Raw genomic sequence first — 18,607 nt, forward strand, 5'->3', positions numbered from 1 at the left:
GAACAACCACATCATCTCTGTGCTTGGTGAACACCATAAGAGCGCTGTGTTAGTGCTTTGTTAGAGAACCAGAGAAATAACCTCCGCCCAGAAACCGCAAAACCCCGGGGAAAACCCCGGGGCCTCGCAAGAAACAAACGGACTAAGCCAAAGCTTCACAACACGTGTTGGTGATCAACCGGTTGACCACGTAAGGGTCCATGTTGGCGTTGGGGCGACGATCCTCGATGTAACCCTTTTGATCCAAATGGACTTGCCAAGGAATACGCACCGAAGCGCCGCGATCAGAAACCCCGTAGCTGTACTCATCAAAGCGTTGCGTCTCGTGATAGCCAGTAAGGCGTTCTTCGGAACCCGTGCCGTAACCAGCCAAATGCTCAGCAATTTTACCTTCCGCCCCCAATGCTTCACAAGCCGTAATTATCGGTTCGTAACCCTCACGCATCGCTTTAGTAGAAAAGTTGGTGTGCGCACCGGCGCCGTTCCAGTCGCCACGAACTGGTTTGGCATCTACCGAAGCATCCACACCGAAATCTTCGGCAATGCGGTACAACAAGTAGCGAGCAACCCAAATTTCATCAGCGGCGCGCACCGTGTCGAGTGGACCAATTTGGAATTCCCATTGGCCCAACATGACCTCGGCGTTGGTGCCCGAAATGGTTAAACCAGCGTTCATGCAGGCCGTGGTGTGTGCTTCAACAATGTCGCGTCCAGCAATTTCAATAGAACCCACGCCACAGTAATAAGGACCCTGCGGTGCGGGGTAACCCTCAACAGGCCAACCCAAAGGGCGACCCTCTTGGAAAAAGGTGTACTCCTGTTCGATACCGAAAATCGGTTCTTGATCGCCGTACTTCTCGTAAGCAGCAACACAAGCAGCCCGCGTGTTGGTGGGGTGCGGCGTCATGTTGCCATCAGGCAAACACACATCGCAAAGCACCAAAACATCGTTACCGCCTCGAATGGGATCCGGACAAACAAACACCGGACGCAGCACGCAGTCCGAATTGTCGCCCGGCGCCTGATTGGTGCTGGAACCATCAAAGCCCCAAATAGAGAACTCAGTCGTGCCGTCGGGAACAATCTTTGTTTTCGATCGCACGTAAGGAAGCGGCTTAGTGCCGTCAATCCAAATATATTCAGCCCGCATTGCCATATAAATCATCTCTTCCATTTAGTGTTAATAGAAACTTACTCGTTCCCGCCAAAAGACGGGTGAATCACCCAACAGATTATGCCAAGCAGCCATCATCATGGCTTGTCGGAGTTTCCTTTTTGTTGCACAATTGTGAACAGAAGATGAACGATTTGAAATCAATTGGCGCGAACCGATATTTTTCCTCCATGCTGGAGGAGTGGAAACCGAAAAACCTTCTCGACGCAGCCAACAACAGGACTACGTATTACGCACCGTAGAAGAGCGCGGGGTACGTTTAATCCGACTTTGGTTTACCGATGTGCTGGGCCAACACAAGTCAGTGGCTATCTCCCCCGCCGAGTTAGAAGCCATATTCGACGAAGGCCTCCAATTTGACGGATCGGCCATTGACGGGTTTAGCCGCATACAAGAAAGCGACGTGCTCGCTCGCCCCGACGCCTCAACCTTTGAACTCTTGCCTTGGTCCAACGAAAACGAACCCTCCGGCACCGTTTTTTGCGACATCACTAACCTTGACGGCACCCCCTTTGCCGGCGACCCTCGACAGGTGCTACGCCGCAACGTAGAAAAAGCCCGAGCCGCTGGCTTCGAAATGTTTTGCGCCCCCGAAGTTGAGTTCTTTTACTTCGCCAACAACGACCCCTCCGCCCCGCCACAACCCCTCGACCAGGCTTCCTACTTTGACCTCACCACGGCCGACGTTTCTTCAGACCTCCGCAAACGCACCTTGCATATGCTCGAAGCGCTCTCCATCCCCGTGGAATATTCATTCCACGAAGACAGCCCCAGCCAACACGAAATAGACCTGCAATACACCGATGCCATGAACATGGCCGACTCCATCATGACCCTCCGGTTGGCCGTAAAAAAAATTGCTATGGAAAGTGGGGTCTATGCCACGTTCATGCCCAAGCCTCTCAATGGTGTTCAGGGCTCGGGCATGCATACTCATCTTTCGCTGTTCCGAAATGACGTAAACGCTTTTCACGACCCCGACGCCGCAGACGGGCTTTCACCCACCGCACATAGTTTCATCGCCGGCCTTTTACACCACGCCCGAGAAATATCGGCCGTAACCAACCAACTCATAAACTCATATAAACGCATTAACGAAGGCCACGAAGCCCCCCGCTACGTCTCATGGGCCCGCAACAACCGGTCGGCATTAATTCGTGTACCCATCACCAAACCAGGCAAACCCGATTCTGCCCGAGTGGAATACCGGGCCCTTGACCCGGCATGCAACCCCTACCTGGCTTTCTCAGTTCTCCTAGCCGCCGGCCTTCGAGGCATCGAACAAAACTTGTCCCTGCCCGAAGAAGCAACCGCCAACTTGTACAACCTGACCCGCAACGAACAACGAGACCTCGGGGTTAACCGGCTACCCGCCAGCCTGCATGAAGCCCTCGATGAAATGGAAGATTCTACTTTGATGCGTGAAGCTTTAGGGGACCACATTTTTGAATGGTTCCTGCGCAACAAACGCGCCGAATGGGACCACTACCAACAGCAAGTGACCCCCTTTGAATTGGAGCGGTACCTCCCGTCTTGGTAGCGGGCTGCTCTCATGGAACCACTCCTCGTTTTCGGCAACCCGCCGCCGCCTGAACTGACCCAAGCTCTCGACATGGGCTCGTGGGCTTGGAAGCCGGTGGCCAACTACGAACAGGCCTTAACCGCCGAACCCAACGAAGGCTGGGCCGGGGCAATAATTGCCGCCGACACCGACCTGTCGGCCGCCTTAAGTTTTTGCCGGAACCTACGCCAAGGCGACAACCCGCTAAAACCTGTGTTGTTCCTGGTTAAGGCAACCCAACTCGGCGACCTCGCTTGGCGCGACGAACTCTTTGACGATTTTATTTTAACCCCGCTGCGGCCCGAAGAACTCCAAGCCCGCCTACAACACCTTTTTTGGCGCACTGGCCGAGGCACCCGCCCCGAACTCATTGAGTACGGCCCCCTTACCCTCAACACCGAAACCTACCAAGCAGCCCTAGACGGACGGCCGCTTGACCTGACCTACATGGAATACGAACTCTTGAAGTTCTTAACCTCGCGCCCCGGCAAAGTCTTTACCCGCGAAACGCTACTCAGCGAAGTATGGGGCTACGACTACTTTGGTGGTGCCCGCACCGTCGACGTGCACGTACGTCGTCTGCGAGCGAAACTCAGCGAAGAACACGCCAACTTGATTCAAACAGTGCGCAGCGTGGGTTACCGGTTTGGGCAATCCCGCTGGGGGCTTTAACTAACCCTCGGTCGGGCCCTGGTAAGGGTTGGCTTCACTAACCGCAAGTAGCTCTGACCCCTCGTGGTCGGCATCTACGGTATTTTTTAACTTACCGCCGATAACTGCCGCCCCTAAAGCGCCACTCATCAATACCCCCACGGGGATAACCACCACTAACAACACGATCATAATTATTGCGCCAATCATGGTTGCAGTCTGCCACGAAAAAGACCATGAAGCGAACCTCGGGGCTAACCCAAGTAAGCCTGCGCTTCAATCTCTACTTGCGCACCCAACGGCAAGGCAGCAACCGCCACAGCAGAACGAGCCGGGCGATGGTCGCCAAAAGCCGCACAGTACAAATCGTTCATGACGGCGTAGTCGGCCATATCCACCAAAAATACGGTGGTTTTGACCACATCGGCCATGGTGGCTCCGGCCGTGGCCAGTACCTGTTCAAGGTTTTCTAAAGCCTGGTTTAGCTGAGCAGTCATGCCGCCTTCAACCAAAGCACCATCCGCAATACCTATTTGGCCGCTGGTGATCAATAAATCACCGGCACGCATAATCGGGGTATAAGGGCCAACAGGTTTCGACATTAATGCTCCTAGTTAGGTAATCCGGTAGGCCACCGAGAAGGGGTGCCCAAATGCAACCATACCGCCGCCGCTACCGCAGCGAACACTGCATCGGACCCATTTACTGGTGGACCAGTATCTGGTTCGATAGTTACCGAAACGTGAGGCATTTCAGTGGCCCGCACCACACCAAAAGACCGCACCGTGAGGTCATGTACTTGACCCTCGGCATCTACGCTTAACGATTCAGAAGTCACCCAACTCCACGCCATGTGGGCGGCCCCTATGCAATAGGAACGCAAAACAACCGCATCTAACGGGTCACCGCAGCGCACGGTTAACGAAATTTCTTCTGCGGAAACCGTGGCCGAAGCTACCGCACCGTTGGGGGCAACCACCGGAGACAACGACCCGGTTGCCGCAGCCAAAAGGGCTACCGCTTCGGCCCATCCAGCAGCGCGGAGATCCGCTGAGGTTGGTGGCCCTTTAAGGTCTACCTCTTCTACTTGCAGGCCGGGAGCAATCGCATTTATGGCCTCGGTGATGCCAGGAGTGCGAGCCACCCGCACTCTTCCTTGCCCATCGGCGTTGAGGCCAGCAGCCAACGGGGGGCGCTTGCTGCCCATGCGAACTGCGTCTTCTCGGCTGAGTTGCACCAACACCGGGCGGCCATGGAGGTCCGCTAATTGGCGAGCGGCTTGCCGTACGGGGGAATCCAACTTGGCCCCGAATGCGCCGCCATTAGTTACCGGCGACGACGGCTCACCACCTGGCGCACACCATGAAGCATCGGTTTCTAAATAGGCCGGGTCCACCCAAGAGGTCTGCAAGGTGGCCGCCCAGTCCCCCGGAGGAACCGCTAAAGGAGGTTGGGACTCCACGGTGGTGCGGCGCCCTTGTATCTGGCCTGCTTGACGTCGGGCTTCGGTTAACGACTCAGCCACCAGCCAGCCACCTTGGCCATCAGGGACCGCCACTAAACAATCATCGGGGGCCGTATCGGCAGAAAAACCGCCTTGACCAGCGGCCACCTCGGGCCCCACCGCTTGTGGCGTTCCGCCCTCTAGGGAAGCGCGTTGGGTGGCCAAGCCAGGGTCGCTCACCGGGTGGTCTTGACCAAAAGCCACCCAAGATTCAGTAATGGTCTGCCAACCCGTGCAACGACAAAGGTGGGCGTGAAGCGAACGCGCCACCCGGTCGGGGTCCGTTTCGTCACGGGACTGCAGGTCGGCAAAACGCATAATGATACCCGGGGTACAAAACCCGCACTGTGTGCCGCCGGTAGCGCACAGAGCCTCGGTCCAACCTTGACGAGTTTCTTCTGGCAGTCCCGTCAGGGTGGTGATCTCTCGGCCGACCACTCGCCGGGCCGGGGTTACGCAAGCCACCCGGGCTTGGCCATCAACGAGCACCGTACAGCACCCGCATTGGCCTTGAGGACTGCACCCATCTTTTACGGTGGTGTTTCCGCAGTGATCACGCAGCACCTCCAACAGGGTCAACCCAATGTCTGGCACCTCAACGCTTGAACCATCAATACGTAGCGAAAGCAAAGGGGGTGCATTCATAAACAAGAGTGTGCCGTTGTCAACGCAACAAATCCCCCCATTACACTCGCATCGTGTATCTTCGCTCTTCGCTTACCCGCCGTCGCATGCTCTTAGGGCTCGCCGGGGTCACCGGAACCGCCGTGCTGGCAAGTTGCGGAAGTACCTCAACGCTTCCCCTAGCCAGCACCACCACCTTGGCAAAAGAGCCCACCGGTTACGGGTTAGGCGCTCGGTTCCCTGACGGATACAACTCATCAACAATAATGGCCATTGGGAGCCCTCAGCGCGCCCCTTACGTGTTGCAAGGAAGCGACGGATGGCCAATTACTGAAAACGTTCCTGACAGCATTGAGTTGATCATCGAACACGAGGGGGCAACATTGGGACCCCTCACCATTAACCGGCACGGCGAACCAGGCTCCACCCCTTATTACCCTCTCATTTTTACTCCACCGACCGTCGGGGTTTACACGGTCACTTTGAACGGATCAACAGCCACCCATCTCTTTAAAGTAAAAGAACCCGGAGACCTGCCAATGCTTCTTGTGGGGGAACAACTCCCACCCATTGAGACACCCACCATGATCAACCCGCAAGGCATCGAACCCGTGTGTAGCCGTTTCGAAGAGCCCTGCCCTTTTCATCAACTCTCGGTCACCGAAGCCTTAAAGCAATCTCGGCCAATCGCAGTTTTAGTATCTACTCCCGGCTTTTGCCAAAGCGATGTTTGCGGCCCAGCAGTGGAAGTACTCATCGCCGCTATCGCTTTGCAAGAACACGACTGGTCGGTAATTCACGCCGAAGTTTATGTAGGGCCAAACAACAATGACTTTACTACCGCACCAGTAATCGATGCTTTAGGTTTGCCTTTTGAGCCCAGCCTTTATGTGGCCAATGCGCAAGGCACCATCACCGAAGTTGTTCATTTAACTATGGACCAACGTGAGGTAACCGCCGCTTTGGCTACCGCTGTCTAACCTAGTTTTTTCCGCAACCGCAACTATGAGAAGCATCCGGGTTGTTGATAGAAAACCCTGATTGTTCAAGACCCTCTTGATAATCCAAAACCGCTCCTACCAAAAGTTCGGCGCTGGCTGGGTCAACGACTACTCGCACCGTCCCGTAGGCCTCTTCAAGGTCGTCGGTTGCTTGGTCGGTGTCGAAAAACATTTCGTAACTGGGTCCTGAACAACCGCCCGGTTTGGCAGCTACCCGCAGGGCCAAGCCTTCTTCGTCTTCGGTGGCCAACAACTCGCCCACTTTGGTTGTTGCACTTTCGGTCAAAGTAATCATCGGTCGGCCTCCTCAGGCGATCCTCTGGAGCCAAATTCTCCAGTAGCCAAAGTGTAGCCACTTAAAAGGATTTATCCAGCACATCTTGTTCACGCTCGCTTTGCGTTCTAGGCTTCACCGGTGGCCACTCTTCCAACTCCTGAAGAAATCATGGGTTTGCTTCGTGGGGTAATCGACCCCGAGTTAGGGAGCGACATCGTTGACCTCGGCATGGCTCGCCAAGTCACCGTGTCGCCGCAAGGTGAAGTCAACATCACCATCGCCCTCACCACTTCTGGCTGCCCGTTGCGTTCCCAAATTCAGCGCGACGCTCGAGCCCGAGTGATTGACCTTCCGGGAGTAACCCGGGTGCGTTTTACTTGGGCCGAACTGAACGCCGAAGAAAAAGCTGCCGCCATGGCCAAAGCCCGCTGGAACGTCGCCCAAGATGCCCCAGACACCGAAATACCCATTACCTGCCGGGTCCTTATGGTGGCCTCCGGAAAAGGCGGGGTAGGAAAATCTTCGGTCACCGTCAACTTGGCTGCCTCGTTAGCCCACCGAGGCTTCACCGTGGGGGTTATGGACGCCGACATTTGGGGCTACTCGGTGCCCCGCATGCTGGGTGCCGAAGGCCGCCTCGAAGCCAACGCCGAAAAAGGCCAAATCACCCCGCAAGAACTGCCCTGTGGTGACGGGCGCATAAAAATTGTTTCTATGGGGTTCTTAGTAGACAACGAAGAAACCGCTCTCATGTGGCGAGGCCTCATGTTGAATCGGGCCGTCCAACACTTTTGCCAAGACGTCACCTGGGGCGCACTTGACTACCTGCTTATTGACATGCCGCCCGGCACCGGAGACGTACAAATGGGTTTAGCTAAAATGCTGCCCCGAGCCGAAATGATCGTGGTGACCACCCCGGCCTTAGCGGCCCAAAAAGTAGCGGTACGAGTGGCCAACATGGGGCGAGCCAACTACCTGCGAGTGGTCGGAGTTATAGAAAACATGAGCGCTTACATAACCGACGATGGGCGACACCATGCACTGTTTGGCGTGGGCGGCGGCTCGGCGTTAGCAGAAGACATTGGGGCGCCACTTTTAGGCAGCATCCCCTTAGATGCCTCTGTGGCCTCCGGTGGCGACACCGGCCAACCGGTGGCCTTAGGTGCCGGACCGGCCGCTGAGGCCTACCAAGCCATCGTGGAACTTTTGGTTACTGAGGCAGCACCGCCGCTCGACATGGCAGGGTGTAGCGCCCGGCTGCTCGATGCCGCCAGCGCAGCGTTAGATGAAGCCGGGCTTTAACCTTTGGTTTCAGGGTTTTTGATTTCTCGCACTTCCAGCGGTTCATCATGGCGCTCGGAATACACCCACTGCACGCCTCCGGTTGTCTCACCCATAGACCCTCCTGCTCGACGCAGCAAACGCCGGCTCAAGATGGCCCGATAAAAAAACCGGGTGGGTGGAAACAACATGGTGAACCCCAAAGCATCGGTAAAAAACCCGGGGGTCAACATGAGCGCCCCACCGAACAACACCAAAAGGCCATCAACCAATTGGCGGCCCGGAAGGTTGCCTTCGGCCAATTCTTTTTGAGCCCGCCGCAGCACCCCGAGCCCTTCACGGCGCACCAACCATGCCCCCACGATGCTGACCAAAGCCAACAAGAAAATAGTGTTACCTAAACCCGCTGAATCAGCTACTTGTAGCAGCACCCAGAGCTCAACAAAGGGGATGGCCAAAAACAAAATAATGAGTAACGAAAACAACATGTAGCCATAGTAGAGCCCCCCGAAGGGCAGACCTTGTCGGTTTCGTCGTATCCTCAAGGTTTCATGACAGAAGAACACCCACCCTCTGTTGATCGGGTTGCCCGATCGTTGGCCGATACCGGCCTGCCGCACCCGTTGTTGGTGGAAGCCGCCCGAACAGCCATCGCAGAAACTACCCCCGCCCAAGTTGTCGAAAGAGCCCGTCAGTTGGCCGAAATAACGGCCCGAAGTTTGCTCACCGGGGTCATCAACGCCACCGGGGTGCTCTTGCACACCAACATGGGGCGCGCTCCCTGGGGCACCGCCACCGACCTCACCCGCTACACCAACCTTGAACTAAACCTCGAAGACGGCCAACGAGGTTCTCGCCAAGACCGAGCCCCCCGATTGCTGGCCCAATCTTGCGGAGCCGAAGCCGCCATGGTGGTCAACAACTGTGCCTCAGCCGTGTTGTTGGTCTTAGCCGCTTTGGCCGAAAACCAGCCGGTAGCGGTGTCACGCGGCGAGTTAGTAGAAATCGGTGGCGGCTTTCGCATTCCCGAAGTCATGGCCCAATCTGGGGCGCAACTAATAGAGGTCGGCACCACCAACCGCACCCGGCTCAGCGACTTTTCTCAAGCCGTCACGAAACAAAAAGCAGTGCTGGCGCTGAGCGTGCATCAATCCAACTATCGCATCGAAGGCTTCACCGAAGCAGTCAGCGTGGCCGAACTGGCCACCCTCGGGGTGCCGGTAATCGCCGACATAGGTTCCGGCCTTTTAGACGCCGCCTGCCCGTGGCTGGCCGATGGTCCACCTGCTTGGGTAGCCAACGAACCAGCGGCCCGCCAAACTCTGGCCGCCGGTGCCGATTTGGTGACCTTCTCGGGTGACAAACTTTTAGGCGGCCCCCAAGCAGGAGTGATTGCTGGCCGAGCCGACCTGGTAGCCGCTTGTGCCGCCCACCCGCTCGCTCGTGCCCTGCGCCCGGGGACGCTTATTTTGTCGGCTCTCGAAGACCTGGCTTTGGCTTACTTAGGACGAAACGGCGACGATATTCCTTTTTGGCGTATGGCCGCACTGTCAACGGAGTCGCTAATGGCCCGAGCCCAGTCCATAAACCCTGACTGGGCCACAAAAACCTCTGCAATGCCCGGAGGCGGCACCCTGCCCGGGGTAGAAATTCCTTCAGCCGGTCTAGTGCTTCCCGGTGATTTAAGCACCGCCTTACGAGGCAACCAGCCCCCCATTATGGGTCGGGTGGTAGACCAAACCACGGTGCTTGACCTGCGTACCGTGCACCCCGATGATGATCAGGTGCTGGCCACCGCCCTCACTAACCTGGTGGGCTAATGCACGTTGTCGCCACCGCCGGTCACGTAGACCATGGCAAGTCAACTTTAGTTAAAGCGCTCACCGGCACCGACCCCGATCGGTTTGCCGAAGAAAAATCACGCGGTTTAACCATTGATTTGGGTTTTGCTTCAACCGAATTACCGTCGGGCGCCATCCTGTCGCTAGTTGATGTGCCCGGCCATGTGCGGTTTATTAAAAACATGTTGGCTGGGGTAGGTGCCGTAGAAGCTTGTCTCTTTGTGGTGGCAGCCACCGAAGGGTGGAAACCACAGTCCGAAGAGCATTTACGCATTCTCCAACTCTTAGGGCTCAACCATGGGGTGATCGCCCTTACTAAAGTTGGGCTCTGCGACCCTGATTTAGTGGAGCTGGCGCAACTCGAAATAGAAGACCAAGTAGTGGGCACTTTTTTAGAAGGCGCCCCGGTTATCGCCGTTGATGCGCTCACCGGGGTGGGGGTAGATGACCTTCGCCACGCCTTAGACGCTCTGTTGCTGGCCACCCCAGCAGTGGCCGACCAAAACCGGCCCCGTCTGTGGGTTGACCGAGCTTTTGCCGCTAAAGGGGCCGGCACCGTAGTAACCGGCACCTTGACCGGTGGCACCCTGCAAGCCGACGACCACCTCGTTTTGTTGCCCCAAGAAAGCGAGGTGCGGGTCAGGTCTCTACAAAGTCATCATGCTGAACATGCCTCCATAGGCCCCGGCAGTCGTTGTGCAGTGAACTTGGTGGGGGTAAGCCATGATGAAGTAAAGCGCGGCGACGTGTTGGTGCGCCAAAACCAATGGTGGACCACCACGGTGTTCGATGCTTCACTGCAGGTGCTTGCTGCCTTAAGCCATCCGGTGTCTCGGCGAGGGGCCTTTGTGGCTTATCTGGGGGCTGGCGAACACCCGGTACGCATGCGTATTTTGGGCCCCGATGGGCTAACCCCCGGGCAAATGGGTTCCGTGCGTATCTTTTTACCCGAAGCCTTGCCTTTGCTTCCCGGTGACCGATTTATTTTGCGAGAAAGCGGACGCTCCGAAACCATCGGAGGCGGTCAGGTGCTTGACGTTGACCCTCAAGAAAAAGCTTCTACCGCTCAACCCGACCAATCTGTTGACCGGGTGATCAAACAACGCCGTTGGGTGAGCGTAGAAGAGTTGGAAAAACTTACCGGTGTACGCCGACCGGCCGACGTTGACCACTGGGTTGTTGATCCGGTGGCCTTACACGAAACTCTGGAACGAGTACGGAGCGCTCTGGAACAAGCCGGGCCATTAGGGCTAGAACTCTCGTCGCTTAGTGAGTACGACCGGGCCGCGGCCGGGTTGTTAGACGAAGTAACCCAAGAAGCCGGCCGGTTGGTGCCCGCTGATGCTGTTGACCCGTTAGCCGATCACCCCTTTGTGGCCTTGCTGGCCGCGGCCCCTTTTGTCCCTCCAGCCCCTGACCAGGTAGACCGAGGAGAGTTGCGAGAGTTAGTGCGTCGCGGCGATGTGGTGGAACAAGACGGCGTATTTTTTGCCGCCACAGCCATCGACCAAGCGGCACAACTGGCAGCCGCGTTGCTCCAACAACACCCAGAGGGTTTCACCGTGTCGGCTTTTCGTGAGGCAGCCGGAAACACTCGTAAACATGCTTTGCCGCTACTTGCTTGCCTGGACGGGACCGGAAAAACCCGGCGGCGAGGCGACGTTCGTATCGCCGGGCCTCGCTTACCAGAAGTTAAAACTAAGCGCTAAGCCCCATCATTATTCGGCGTTCGGGGCCACTGGTGCCACCCCAAATACCGTGTACTTCACGAACGCTTAAGGCGTAATCTAAGCATTGGCCGAGCACCACACAGTGGGCACAAATATTTTTGGCCCTTACTTCACGGTCACGTTTCTCCTGGCGTCGTTCCCCTTTAATAGGCGGAAAAAACTGGTCAGATTTTGGCCCGCGGCAACCCGCATTGTCTTGCCAACTGCCTGATTCATAGTGCGTCACCATGGGAAGTTCCTTTCGCCAGAAAGAAAAAACTAGAGCACCCACCACCAATAATCAAGAAAAATACAAGAAAGTCACTTTTTGCGATTACTGAGTATTTTTTGACCGCTCACGGTGATCTCGAGCACCGCCTTCTTCAGGCTCAACCTCTAACCAAAGCCCTTCGATGCCGACAACCCGAATAGGGGCACCCACCGGGATAGGGGTCGCTCGGTTGGTGCGCGCTCGCCACACTGCATCACGCACCGTCACCGTCCCGTTAGGGCCCAATGCCTCAACGGCTTCGCCCATTTCGCCAATCATCCACTCTCGACCAATGGTGGGCGTAGAAAAACGGGTGCGCACCATGGCCGGCATGCCCGCTGCCATACCGGTAGCCGCACCCACGATGCCAAACAGCAAGGTGATCCACGAAATCGGTGTGCCGTCAAAAAGAAACAACGAACCCAAAACTAAAGCAACCGTGCCAATGACCGTCCAGGCCCGCGGCACCCCGGTTTGAATATCAATGGCGTAACCCAAAAAGGCCACCGCCAAAAGCGCTACTCCCCACCAACGGGTAGGCAACACACCGAGGCCGTAGGTGCTTAAAAGAAAACAACTAGCCCCTAAAACGCCAGCCACCCCAACGCCGGCCGTGAACAACTCAAAAACCAGCAACCCCATACCGATGAGCAACAACAAGTAAGCCACAGCCGGGCTCGCCACCGTGTGGAAAAACTCACTCACCACATCAAGTTTATGAAAACGAGTGTGGGTCACTGGCTCCAAAGTGGGCGGGCTCACCGTCTCATCGGTAATCACCTCAAAACCATCTATGCCCACCAACTGGGCCAAAAGCACCGGCGACTGACGGGCAATACCCCGCTCGGCTGCTTCGTCGTAACCCACGGTGTCGGTAACCAAATCGGTATCCAGCGGCAACCCAAAGGGCGTTTCTGCCCATCCTTCAGGCAATATTGAAGGGCCCAAAGCGCCCAAACGCGCCCCGGGGGCAATGCCTACATCATCGGCTAAACCAGCCAGTTGTGCCATGGGGCCCGTTGCTCGACTTCCCGAAGGCCCGACCCAAAAAGAAATGGGCACCTTGGCTTCAGAAATGCGGACCACCAACTCGTAAAGATCGGCGTTACTAACCACCGAACCGGTGCTGTTTACTTGAAAAATAACCGCTAAAACTTTTGTCGGATCCACATTGGCCAAGGTGTCAGCCATCATGTTGACCATTACTGGGTCGATTAAACCGCTGAGCTCAACCACATCAACCACCATGGGTTGATCGTTAGTTAAATCATTAAACGGTACCTGTTCATGTGCTTCGGTGCCTTCGTGTTCGCTATGGGCCAGTGCCGGACCAACTAAAATCCAAGTACCGGCTATAGCCAGTAACGAAACAATAAAAAGACGTAAAGAACGAGTCACAAAAACCTCAAGAGTGCGGCGAGTTAGTACCTACCAGCGTACGGCGATAAACAATGAGCCCGGCTTATTGGCCGGCAGAATCGGTGAGAGCTACCACCGCTTCTTCAACGGTTTCACACACCGGCACAATGCGGTCAAAGCCGGTGGTGTGCAGAAGACGGGTTAAGGCCTCTCGGTTGCAAGCCACGGCCACATCACCGTCATTGTCGCGAGCTCGGCGAATGCCGCCGATGAGCGCTCCCAGGCCGGCTGAATCCATAAACGGGACATCGGAGAGTTCAATCAAAATAAAGCGGTGCTCCGCTAGCTCGGTGAGAGCCTCGCGGAATTGCGCCACGGTGTAAGCATCAAGTTCGCCTACTGGGCGACACGAAACGTAACCATCATGGTGTTCAACATTAATTTCAAGCACCGGGGCCTCCTACTCTTAGACGCTGTTGCTAAGAAGATCGTAGACCCTTAACGACCAATGCGCACCGCGCGAAGCAACTGCGTCCATTTTCGCCCGCTACCCTCTTTTTCTATGGGCGTTCAAAATGTACTTTTATTGGCCACCGAAGCCGACCACATTCACCGCGAAGTTGATGCCGCGGTCGGGGGAACGTACCGAGTGTTACGAGTACGAGCCGGAGCCGACGTGCGTGCGGCGGTCATTGAACACGACCCAGCGGTCGTAGTGCTCGACCTACAAATCGGCAACATGGGCGGCATGGCCACTTGTTTGGATCTTCGCCTTGAAGGCCGAGCCGGACGCATCCCCACACAGCGGGTGGTCTTATTGTTGGACCGAGACGCTGACGTGTTTTTAGCTAAGCAAGCCGAAGCAGACCAATGGCAGGTCAAGCCCATCGACCCCCTGGCTTTACGTCGCTTGCTGACCGTCGAACCGGTGGCTTCCTAACTCACCAACCCGGGTCGCAAGGCGCCTCATCGGGACGAAGAGGGGTGGGGTCAAATCCCGCTTAACTGACCAGTAGGTGTCTTGCGCTGGTTTTTTTGCGCAGCCTTTATCCAGTATTACGGATATAGTCTCCGGTATGTCGGAAGCACCAATCCCTGGCCCTCTCCTCCGGCAACGCCGTAAAGAACTCAAATGGACCCTTGACGACCTCGCCGCCCACAGTGGTGTTTCACGCTCCATGGTGAGCCAAATAGAACGCAGCGAAACAAACCCCACCTTCGCCACCCTCTGGAACCTCACCCAAGCCTTAAATATTGACTTCAGCGACCTCACCACCCCAACCGCTGAACCGCCAAAAAACTCCATCGAAACAACCTCCGCCGACCGCACTCCACTTATACAAGCCGACGAAAATCGTGTCTCCTTGCGCATCTTGAGCCCCCCTGACCTGAGCGGAAAAACCGAATGGTACGAACTCACCTTTCAACCCAACGGGCACCTCGCCTCAACCCCCCACAGCACCGGCACCATTGAGCACCTCACCGTCTTAAGCGGCCAACTCACCATCGAAGCCGGGGAGGCCACCCAATACCTTGACCAAGGAACAACCGGTCGGTACCCCGCTGACCTCAACCACCACATTCGGAATTTAGGAAAAACAACCGCCACCGCCCTCTTAGTAGTGCTGGCCGGAGGAACACCATGAGTCGTACCAACTTTTACCAACGCATTGACCAAGAACTAGTCGATATCCGCCAAGAAGGCCTCTGGAAAACCGAACGCCCCATTACCTCGCCGCAAGGCGGAACCGTTTCAGTTGCCCACGCCGGGCCGGTACTCAACCTCTGTGCTAACAACTACCTCGGGTTGGCCAGCCACCCCGACATTGAACAGGCCGCCGTTGAAGCCATAGCCAAATACGGGTTCGGCATGGCTTCGGTGCGTTTCATCTGCGGCACCTTGGACCTTCACCGAGAAGTTGAACACGACCTCGCCAACTATCTCGGGACCGAAGACACCATCTTGTTTGGCTCCTGTTTTGACGCCAACGGAGCCCTCTTTGAAGCCCTGCTAGGCCCCGACGATGCCATCATCTCCGACTCCCTCAATCACGCCTCAATAATTGACGGCATCCGCCTCAGCAAAGCCCGTCGCTACCGCTTTAATACTCGCGACCTCAACCATCTCGAAGAGCAACTCCAAAACGCAAAAACAGAAGGGACCGGCCAAACACTCATCGTCACCGACGGCGTTTTTTCAATGGATGGATACCTCGCCGACCTGGCCGGCATCTGCCAACTCGCTGACCAATACCAGGCCCTCGTCATGGTTGACGACTGCCACGCCACCGGCCTCCTCGGCCCCGACGGACGCGGCACCCCTGCTCTGGCCGGGGTAGTAGACCGCATAGACATTGTCAGCAGCACCCTCGGCAAAGCCCTAGGAGGCGGCATGGGCGGGTTTATCGCCGCCCGAAAAAACGTCACCGACCTCTTGCGCCAACGAGCCCGGCCCTACCTGTTTTCAAATGCTCTAGCCCCCGCGCTGCTCGGCGGCGCCCAAGCAGCGCTCACTCTGGTGCGCAACGGAGACCCACTGCGTCAACAACTCCACGCCAATGCTCAACAGTTTCGTACCGCCATGACCAAAGCCGGTTTTACCCTCAGCGGGCAGGGCCACCCCATAATCCCCGTCATGATCGGTGAAGCTGCCCAAGCAGCAGCACTAGCCAACCACCTCTTCGAGCAAGGGGTTTACGTCACGGCATTTTCTTACCCAGTAGTCCCCCACGGAACGGCCCGCATACGCACCCAGATGAACTCCGCTCATAGCAGCGCCGACATTGACCAAGTGGTCTCGGCTTTCGTCGATGCCGCTCAGCACCTCAAAATTTTGGCTCCTCCCGCATGAAAGCTTTAGTAAAACTTCACTCCGAACCCGGGCTCTGGCTTCAAGAAGTGCCTAAACCTCAGCCAGAACCCCACGAGGTTTTAATAAAAGTCAACCTGGCCGCCATTTGCGGCACCGACCTCCATATTTTTCAATGGGACAACTGGGCGCAAGAAAACATTGACCCACCGGTCACCGTAGGCCACGAATTTGTGGGCACGATTGTAGAAACCGGCAACCAGGTAACGGGCCTCGCCATAGGCACCCGAGTAGTCGGCGAAGGACACATCGTGTGCGGAACCTGCCGCAACTGCCGGGCCGGCCGCAACCACTTCTGCCGGGCCACCCAAGGAGTTGGCATACACCGCAACGGGGGCTTCGCAGAATACGTGACTATTCCCGCCACCAACGCCTACCCCATACCCGACAGCATCTCCGACGAAACCGCCGCCATCTTGGACCCCCTTGGCAACGCAGTACACACCGCTCTCTCCTTTGACTTAGTAGGAGAAGACGTGCTCATCACCGGCGCCGGACCCATCGGCCAAATGGCCGCCGCAATATGTCGCCACGCCGGAGCCCGCCACATTGTCATCACCGACCTTCAAGACCGGCGCCTCCAAACCGCTCAACAAATGGGAGCTACCCGCACCGTCAACCCCACAAAAGAATCGCTGAGCGACGTCATGAGTGAACTCAACATGGCCGAAGGCTTTGACATCGCTCTCGAAATGTCGGGCAGCCCGGCCGCCCTTGCTGACCTCATCAAACACACGGTGCATGGTGGACAAGTTGGCCTGCTGGGGCTCTTTAGCCAATCAGCCACCATGGATCTCAACCAAATCATCTTCAAGGGCCTCACCATAAAGGGCATCTACGGGCGAGAAATGTTTGACACTTGGTACAAAGCAGTAGCCATGCTCAACTCAGGTCTTGATGTATCCCCAGTCATCAGCCACCGTTTTGCCCTCACCGATTACCAAGAGGCTTTCGCCACCTTGCAATCAGGGGAAGCCAGCAAAATCATTTTAGAAATCGGGTAACTCGCCCTCGGGGTCCCTCAAGGTAATCATGCCTTTAGGAGTAGCCAGTCGATTCACCAGTTCGCTAAAAATAGGGGATGGGCGCCAAGCGGCCAAAGAAGCTTCCGCTTTACTCAACTCCAGGTGTTCAAGCAAAGGGCGCTGTTCGCCAGGGTCGACGGTCAAGTCAAAAAATAGGTTGGGATACCCGCTAAAAGACACCAACTTTTGGCTGCGGGTGCGCTCCACCATCAGATGGCAGTCCTCCAACGGCAAGCCCAGGGTGCGAGCAAACACCCGAAAATCAAACTCCCAATGAACAGCGGTCCGCCAACCTTCAGCCCGACCTTTTTCTAAAAACGGGCGCAAGGAATGCCCCTGACACTGCTCAGGGATAGGCAAGCCGGCGAGATCCAACAAGGTAGGCATCACATCAACGTTTTCGGTGAACTCCTCGACCACCAAGCCGGCTTGAGCATTTACCCCGGGCAAACGCAACAACAACGGGATATGAAAAGCCTGATCATGAAAACCCAACTTAGAAAACAACCCGTGATCACCCATCAACTCACCATGATCAGAAGTAATGGCCACCACCGTGTGGTCCTCCACCGGTTGCAGAGCAGCCAACAAGCGGCCCATTTGATGATCAACCTCCGCCACCATGCCGTAATAAGTGGCCTGCACCTGGCGTCGCTCAAAATCATCCTCAACGGCCAAACCAAAATGCCAAGCAGACAACTCTTGAAGAAACGGGTGACTGTCATCACCCACCGGAATCACTTCAGGAACCTCCGCTGGATCATGCAAATCGTTATAAGGGGCCGGAACCGTCCACGGAGGATGCGGGCGCAAAATAGAAACATGGACGAACCAAGGCTCAGGTAAATCAGACAAATGCTCAATAACCCGATCCACCACAAAAGCGGTTTCCGTTTCTTCCGCTTCAAAAACCGTGGGCGGCCAACTCGGCCCACGGCCCTCCGGCAAAAGCTCATCAATGGGATGCAAAAAACGCTCCCGGTCAGCAATGTCGTAGCCCTGCTGCTCTAACCAGAGGTACCAGTCGGCGCGATCATCATGTAAACCCAAAGCCACGGTAAAACCCGGGAGGTCTCCCTCGTAGTTTGACAAAAGCGGGTCGCCTTCAGGGACCGTGCGTGGATCAACCGTAGTATCGGTGTAACCAAACAGTTGTGGGTCGTAACCCCCCGCCCGAGCCTCTAAGGCCAAGTTAGTAAGACCAGCGTCCAACGGGGTGCCGTTAAAAACCACTCGATTGGTATGCAAATAAGTCCCCGTAAGGAGCGAAGCACGGCTCGGCCCACACGGGGTGGCTTGGGCATAATGAGCACCAAAATGAACCCCTTGAGCGGCAAAAGCATCCAAATGAGGAGTTTGCACCATGGGGTGACCAGCCGAACTTAAACAATCGCCTCGCCATTGATCTAGGGTCACCAAAAGAATGTTCGGTCGCTTAGCCATCTGCTTATTTTGACACA

20 protein-coding genes are annotated in these 18,607 nt (G+C 56.3%); 10 read left to right on the forward strand and 10 right to left on the reverse strand.

What is annotated here, in order from left to right; all coding sequences use genetic code 11:
* Nucleotides 1-142: 142 nt before the first annotated feature.
* On the reverse strand, nucleotides 143-1,156 hold the full coding sequence (locus EYQ49_04330) for a glutamine synthetase (GenBank protein HIG25110.1): 1,014 nt from the start codon (nucleotides 1,154-1,156) through the stop codon (nucleotides 143-145).
* Between the two features lie 199 nt (nucleotides 1,157-1,355).
* Here EYQ49_04330 and EYQ49_04335 point away from each other — a divergent pair, with 199 nt between their 5' ends.
* Together EYQ49_04335 and EYQ49_04340 are read left to right on the forward strand one after the other, a co-directional pair.
* A complete protein-coding gene (locus EYQ49_04335) occupies nucleotides 1,356-2,714 on the forward strand; it encodes a glutamine synthetase (GenBank protein HIG25111.1) in 1,359 nt (452 codons plus the stop codon).
* A gap of 72 nt (nucleotides 2,715-2,786) precedes the next feature.
* Nucleotides 2,787-3,407 (forward strand): response regulator transcription factor, encoded by a 621-nt coding sequence (locus EYQ49_04340; protein HIG25112.1) that lies wholly within the window; start codon nucleotides 2,787-2,789, stop codon nucleotides 3,405-3,407.
* Here EYQ49_04340 and EYQ49_04345 read toward each other — a convergent pair whose 3' ends face one another.
* From EYQ49_04345 to EYQ49_04355, 3 genes are read right to left on the reverse strand one after another with little or no spacing between them, the layout of a single operon-like run.
* The gene (locus tag EYQ49_04345; GenBank protein HIG25113.1) at nucleotides 3,408-3,596 is read right to left on the reverse strand and encodes a hypothetical protein; all 189 of its coding nucleotides are present in this window, start codon (nucleotides 3,594-3,596) and stop codon (nucleotides 3,408-3,410) included.
* A gap of 44 nt (nucleotides 3,597-3,640) precedes the next feature.
* The gene (locus tag EYQ49_04350; protein ID HIG25114.1) at nucleotides 3,641-3,988 is read right to left on the reverse strand and encodes a deaminase; all 348 of its coding nucleotides are present in this window, start codon (nucleotides 3,986-3,988) and stop codon (nucleotides 3,641-3,643) included.
* An 8-nt stretch (nucleotides 3,989-3,996) separates the two neighbouring features.
* Nucleotides 3,997-5,535 (reverse strand): hypothetical protein, encoded by a 1,539-nt coding sequence (locus EYQ49_04355; protein HIG25115.1) that lies wholly within the window; start codon nucleotides 5,533-5,535, stop codon nucleotides 3,997-3,999.
* 53 nt (nucleotides 5,536-5,588) lie between these two features.
* Between EYQ49_04355 and EYQ49_04360 the strand changes: the two genes are divergently transcribed.
* The gene (locus tag EYQ49_04360; GenBank protein HIG25116.1) at nucleotides 5,589-6,494 is read left to right on the forward strand and encodes a hypothetical protein; all 906 of its coding nucleotides are present in this window, start codon (nucleotides 5,589-5,591) and stop codon (nucleotides 6,492-6,494) included.
* Between the two features lies 1 nt (nucleotide 6,495).
* On the opposite strand, the gene EYQ49_04365 is transcribed toward EYQ49_04360, so the two are convergent.
* Nucleotides 6,496-6,810 (reverse strand): iron-sulfur cluster assembly accessory protein, encoded by a 315-nt coding sequence (locus tag EYQ49_04365; protein HIG25117.1) that lies wholly within the window; start codon nucleotides 6,808-6,810, stop codon nucleotides 6,496-6,498.
* 120 nt (nucleotides 6,811-6,930) lie between these two features.
* Here EYQ49_04365 and EYQ49_04370 point away from each other — a divergent pair, with 120 nt between their 5' ends.
* Complete coding sequence (locus tag EYQ49_04370; GenBank protein ID HIG25118.1) at nucleotides 6,931-8,094, forward strand: MRP family ATP-binding protein; 1,164 nt, start codon at nucleotides 6,931-6,933, stop codon at nucleotides 8,092-8,094.
* Here the strand turns inward: EYQ49_04370 and EYQ49_04375 are convergent.
* A complete protein-coding gene (locus tag EYQ49_04375; protein ID HIG25119.1) occupies nucleotides 8,091-8,561 on the reverse strand; it encodes an FxsA family protein in 471 nt (156 codons plus the stop codon). The two genes, EYQ49_04370 and EYQ49_04375, sit on opposite strands and share 4 nt — an antisense overlap.
* 63 nt (nucleotides 8,562-8,624) lie before the next feature.
* Here EYQ49_04375 and EYQ49_04380 point away from each other — a divergent pair, with 63 nt between their 5' ends.
* Nucleotides 8,625-9,893: an L-seryl-tRNA(Sec) selenium transferase gene (locus EYQ49_04380; protein HIG25120.1), complete on the forward strand. Its 1,269-nt coding sequence runs from the start codon at nucleotides 8,625-8,627 to the stop codon at nucleotides 9,891-9,893.
* Nucleotides 9,893-11,623: a selenocysteine-specific translation elongation factor gene (selB, locus tag EYQ49_04385; GenBank protein ID HIG25121.1), complete on the forward strand. Its 1,731-nt coding sequence runs from the start codon at nucleotides 9,893-9,895 to the stop codon at nucleotides 11,621-11,623. Before EYQ49_04380 ends, selB begins: the two co-directional genes overlap by 1 nt.
* Here selB and EYQ49_04390 read toward each other — a convergent pair.
* From EYQ49_04390 to EYQ49_04400, 3 genes are all read right to left on the reverse strand, one after another.
* A complete protein-coding gene (locus EYQ49_04390; protein ID HIG25122.1) occupies nucleotides 11,613-11,873 on the reverse strand; it encodes a WhiB family transcriptional regulator in 261 nt (86 codons plus the stop codon). The two genes, selB and EYQ49_04390, sit on opposite strands and share 11 nt — an antisense overlap.
* An 84-nt stretch (nucleotides 11,874-11,957) precedes the next feature.
* Complete coding sequence (locus EYQ49_04395) at nucleotides 11,958-13,292, reverse strand: hypothetical protein (protein HIG25123.1); 1,335 nt, start codon at nucleotides 13,290-13,292, stop codon at nucleotides 11,958-11,960.
* Nucleotides 13,293-13,356: 64 nt separating this feature from the next.
* Nucleotides 13,357-13,704: an anti-sigma factor antagonist gene (locus EYQ49_04400; GenBank protein HIG25124.1), complete on the reverse strand. Its 348-nt coding sequence runs from the start codon at nucleotides 13,702-13,704 to the stop codon at nucleotides 13,357-13,359.
* Nucleotides 13,705-13,761: 57 nt separating this feature from the next.
* Between EYQ49_04400 and EYQ49_04405 the strand changes: the two genes are divergently transcribed.
* From EYQ49_04405 to EYQ49_04420, 4 genes are all read left to right on the forward strand, one after another.
* On the forward strand, nucleotides 13,762-14,193 hold the full coding sequence (locus EYQ49_04405) for a response regulator (protein ID HIG25125.1): 432 nt from the start codon (nucleotides 13,762-13,764) through the stop codon (nucleotides 14,191-14,193).
* Nucleotides 14,194-14,329: 136 nt separating this feature from the next.
* The gene (locus EYQ49_04410) at nucleotides 14,330-14,899 is read left to right on the forward strand and encodes an XRE family transcriptional regulator (protein ID HIG25126.1); all 570 of its coding nucleotides are present in this window, start codon (nucleotides 14,330-14,332) and stop codon (nucleotides 14,897-14,899) included.
* Complete coding sequence (locus tag EYQ49_04415) at nucleotides 14,896-16,104, forward strand: glycine C-acetyltransferase (protein ID HIG25127.1); 1,209 nt, start codon at nucleotides 14,896-14,898, stop codon at nucleotides 16,102-16,104. The genes EYQ49_04410 and EYQ49_04415 overlap by 4 nt, the downstream gene beginning before the upstream one ends.
* Nucleotides 16,101-17,126 (forward strand): L-threonine 3-dehydrogenase, encoded by a 1,026-nt coding sequence (locus EYQ49_04420; GenBank protein HIG25128.1) that lies wholly within the window; start codon nucleotides 16,101-16,103, stop codon nucleotides 17,124-17,126. Before EYQ49_04415 ends, EYQ49_04420 begins: the two co-directional genes overlap by 4 nt.
* Here EYQ49_04420 and EYQ49_04425 read toward each other — a convergent pair.
* Entirely contained in the window at nucleotides 17,112-18,590 is a 1,479-nt protein-coding gene (locus EYQ49_04425) for a phosphonate monoester hydrolase (GenBank protein ID HIG25129.1), read from the reverse strand. The two genes, EYQ49_04420 and EYQ49_04425, sit on opposite strands and share 15 nt — an antisense overlap.
* Between the last annotated feature and the right edge of the window lie 17 nt (nucleotides 18,591-18,607).

This window comes from Acidimicrobiia bacterium, from assembly GCA_012959995.1.
GTDB lineage: Bacteria > Actinomycetota > Acidimicrobiia > Acidimicrobiales > MedAcidi-G1 > MedAcidi-G2B.

What these genes read in the sequence shown, in the direction of transcription:
- EYQ49_04350 (HIG25114.1), bottom strand. Translation starts at nt 3,988, where the DNA reads ATGTCGAAACCTGTTGGCCCTTATACCCCGATTATGCGTGCCGGTGAT.
- EYQ49_04390 (HIG25122.1), bottom strand. Translation starts at nt 11,873, where the DNA reads ATGGTGACGCACTATGAATCAGGCAGTTGGCAAGACAATGCGGGTTGC.
- EYQ49_04420 (HIG25128.1), top strand. Translation starts at nt 16,101, where the DNA reads ATGAAAGCTTTAGTAAAACTTCACTCCGAACCCGGGCTCTGGCTTCAA.
- selB (HIG25121.1), top strand. Translation starts at nt 9,893, where the DNA reads ATGCACGTTGTCGCCACCGCCGGTCACGTAGACCATGGCAAGTCAACT.
- EYQ49_04375 (HIG25119.1), bottom strand. Translation starts at nt 8,561, where the DNA reads ATGTTGTTTTCGTTACTCATTATTTTGTTTTTGGCCATCCCCTTTGTT.
- EYQ49_04365 (HIG25117.1), bottom strand. Translation starts at nt 6,810, where the DNA reads ATGATTACTTTGACCGAAAGTGCAACAACCAAAGTGGGCGAGTTGTTG.
- EYQ49_04355 (HIG25115.1), bottom strand. Translation starts at nt 5,535, where the DNA reads ATGAATGCACCCCCTTTGCTTTCGCTACGTATTGATGGTTCAAGCGTT.
- EYQ49_04415 (HIG25127.1), top strand. Translation starts at nt 14,896, where the DNA reads ATGAGTCGTACCAACTTTTACCAACGCATTGACCAAGAACTAGTCGAT.
- EYQ49_04340 (HIG25112.1), top strand. Translation starts at nt 2,787, where the DNA reads ATGGGCTCGTGGGCTTGGAAGCCGGTGGCCAACTACGAACAGGCCTTA.
- EYQ49_04410 (HIG25126.1), top strand. Translation starts at nt 14,330, where the DNA reads ATGTCGGAAGCACCAATCCCTGGCCCTCTCCTCCGGCAACGCCGTAAA.
- EYQ49_04380 (HIG25120.1), top strand. Translation starts at nt 8,625, where the DNA reads ATGACAGAAGAACACCCACCCTCTGTTGATCGGGTTGCCCGATCGTTG.
- EYQ49_04405 (HIG25125.1), top strand. Translation starts at nt 13,762, where the DNA reads ATGCGCACCGCGCGAAGCAACTGCGTCCATTTTCGCCCGCTACCCTCT.
- EYQ49_04345 (HIG25113.1), bottom strand. Translation starts at nt 3,596, where the DNA reads ATGATTGGCGCAATAATTATGATCGTGTTGTTAGTGGTGGTTATCCCC.
- EYQ49_04425 (HIG25129.1), bottom strand. Translation starts at nt 18,590, where the DNA reads ATGGCTAAGCGACCGAACATTCTTTTGGTGACCCTAGATCAATGGCGA.
- EYQ49_04330 (HIG25110.1), bottom strand. Translation starts at nt 1,156, where the DNA reads ATGGCAATGCGGGCTGAATATATTTGGATTGACGGCACTAAGCCGCTT.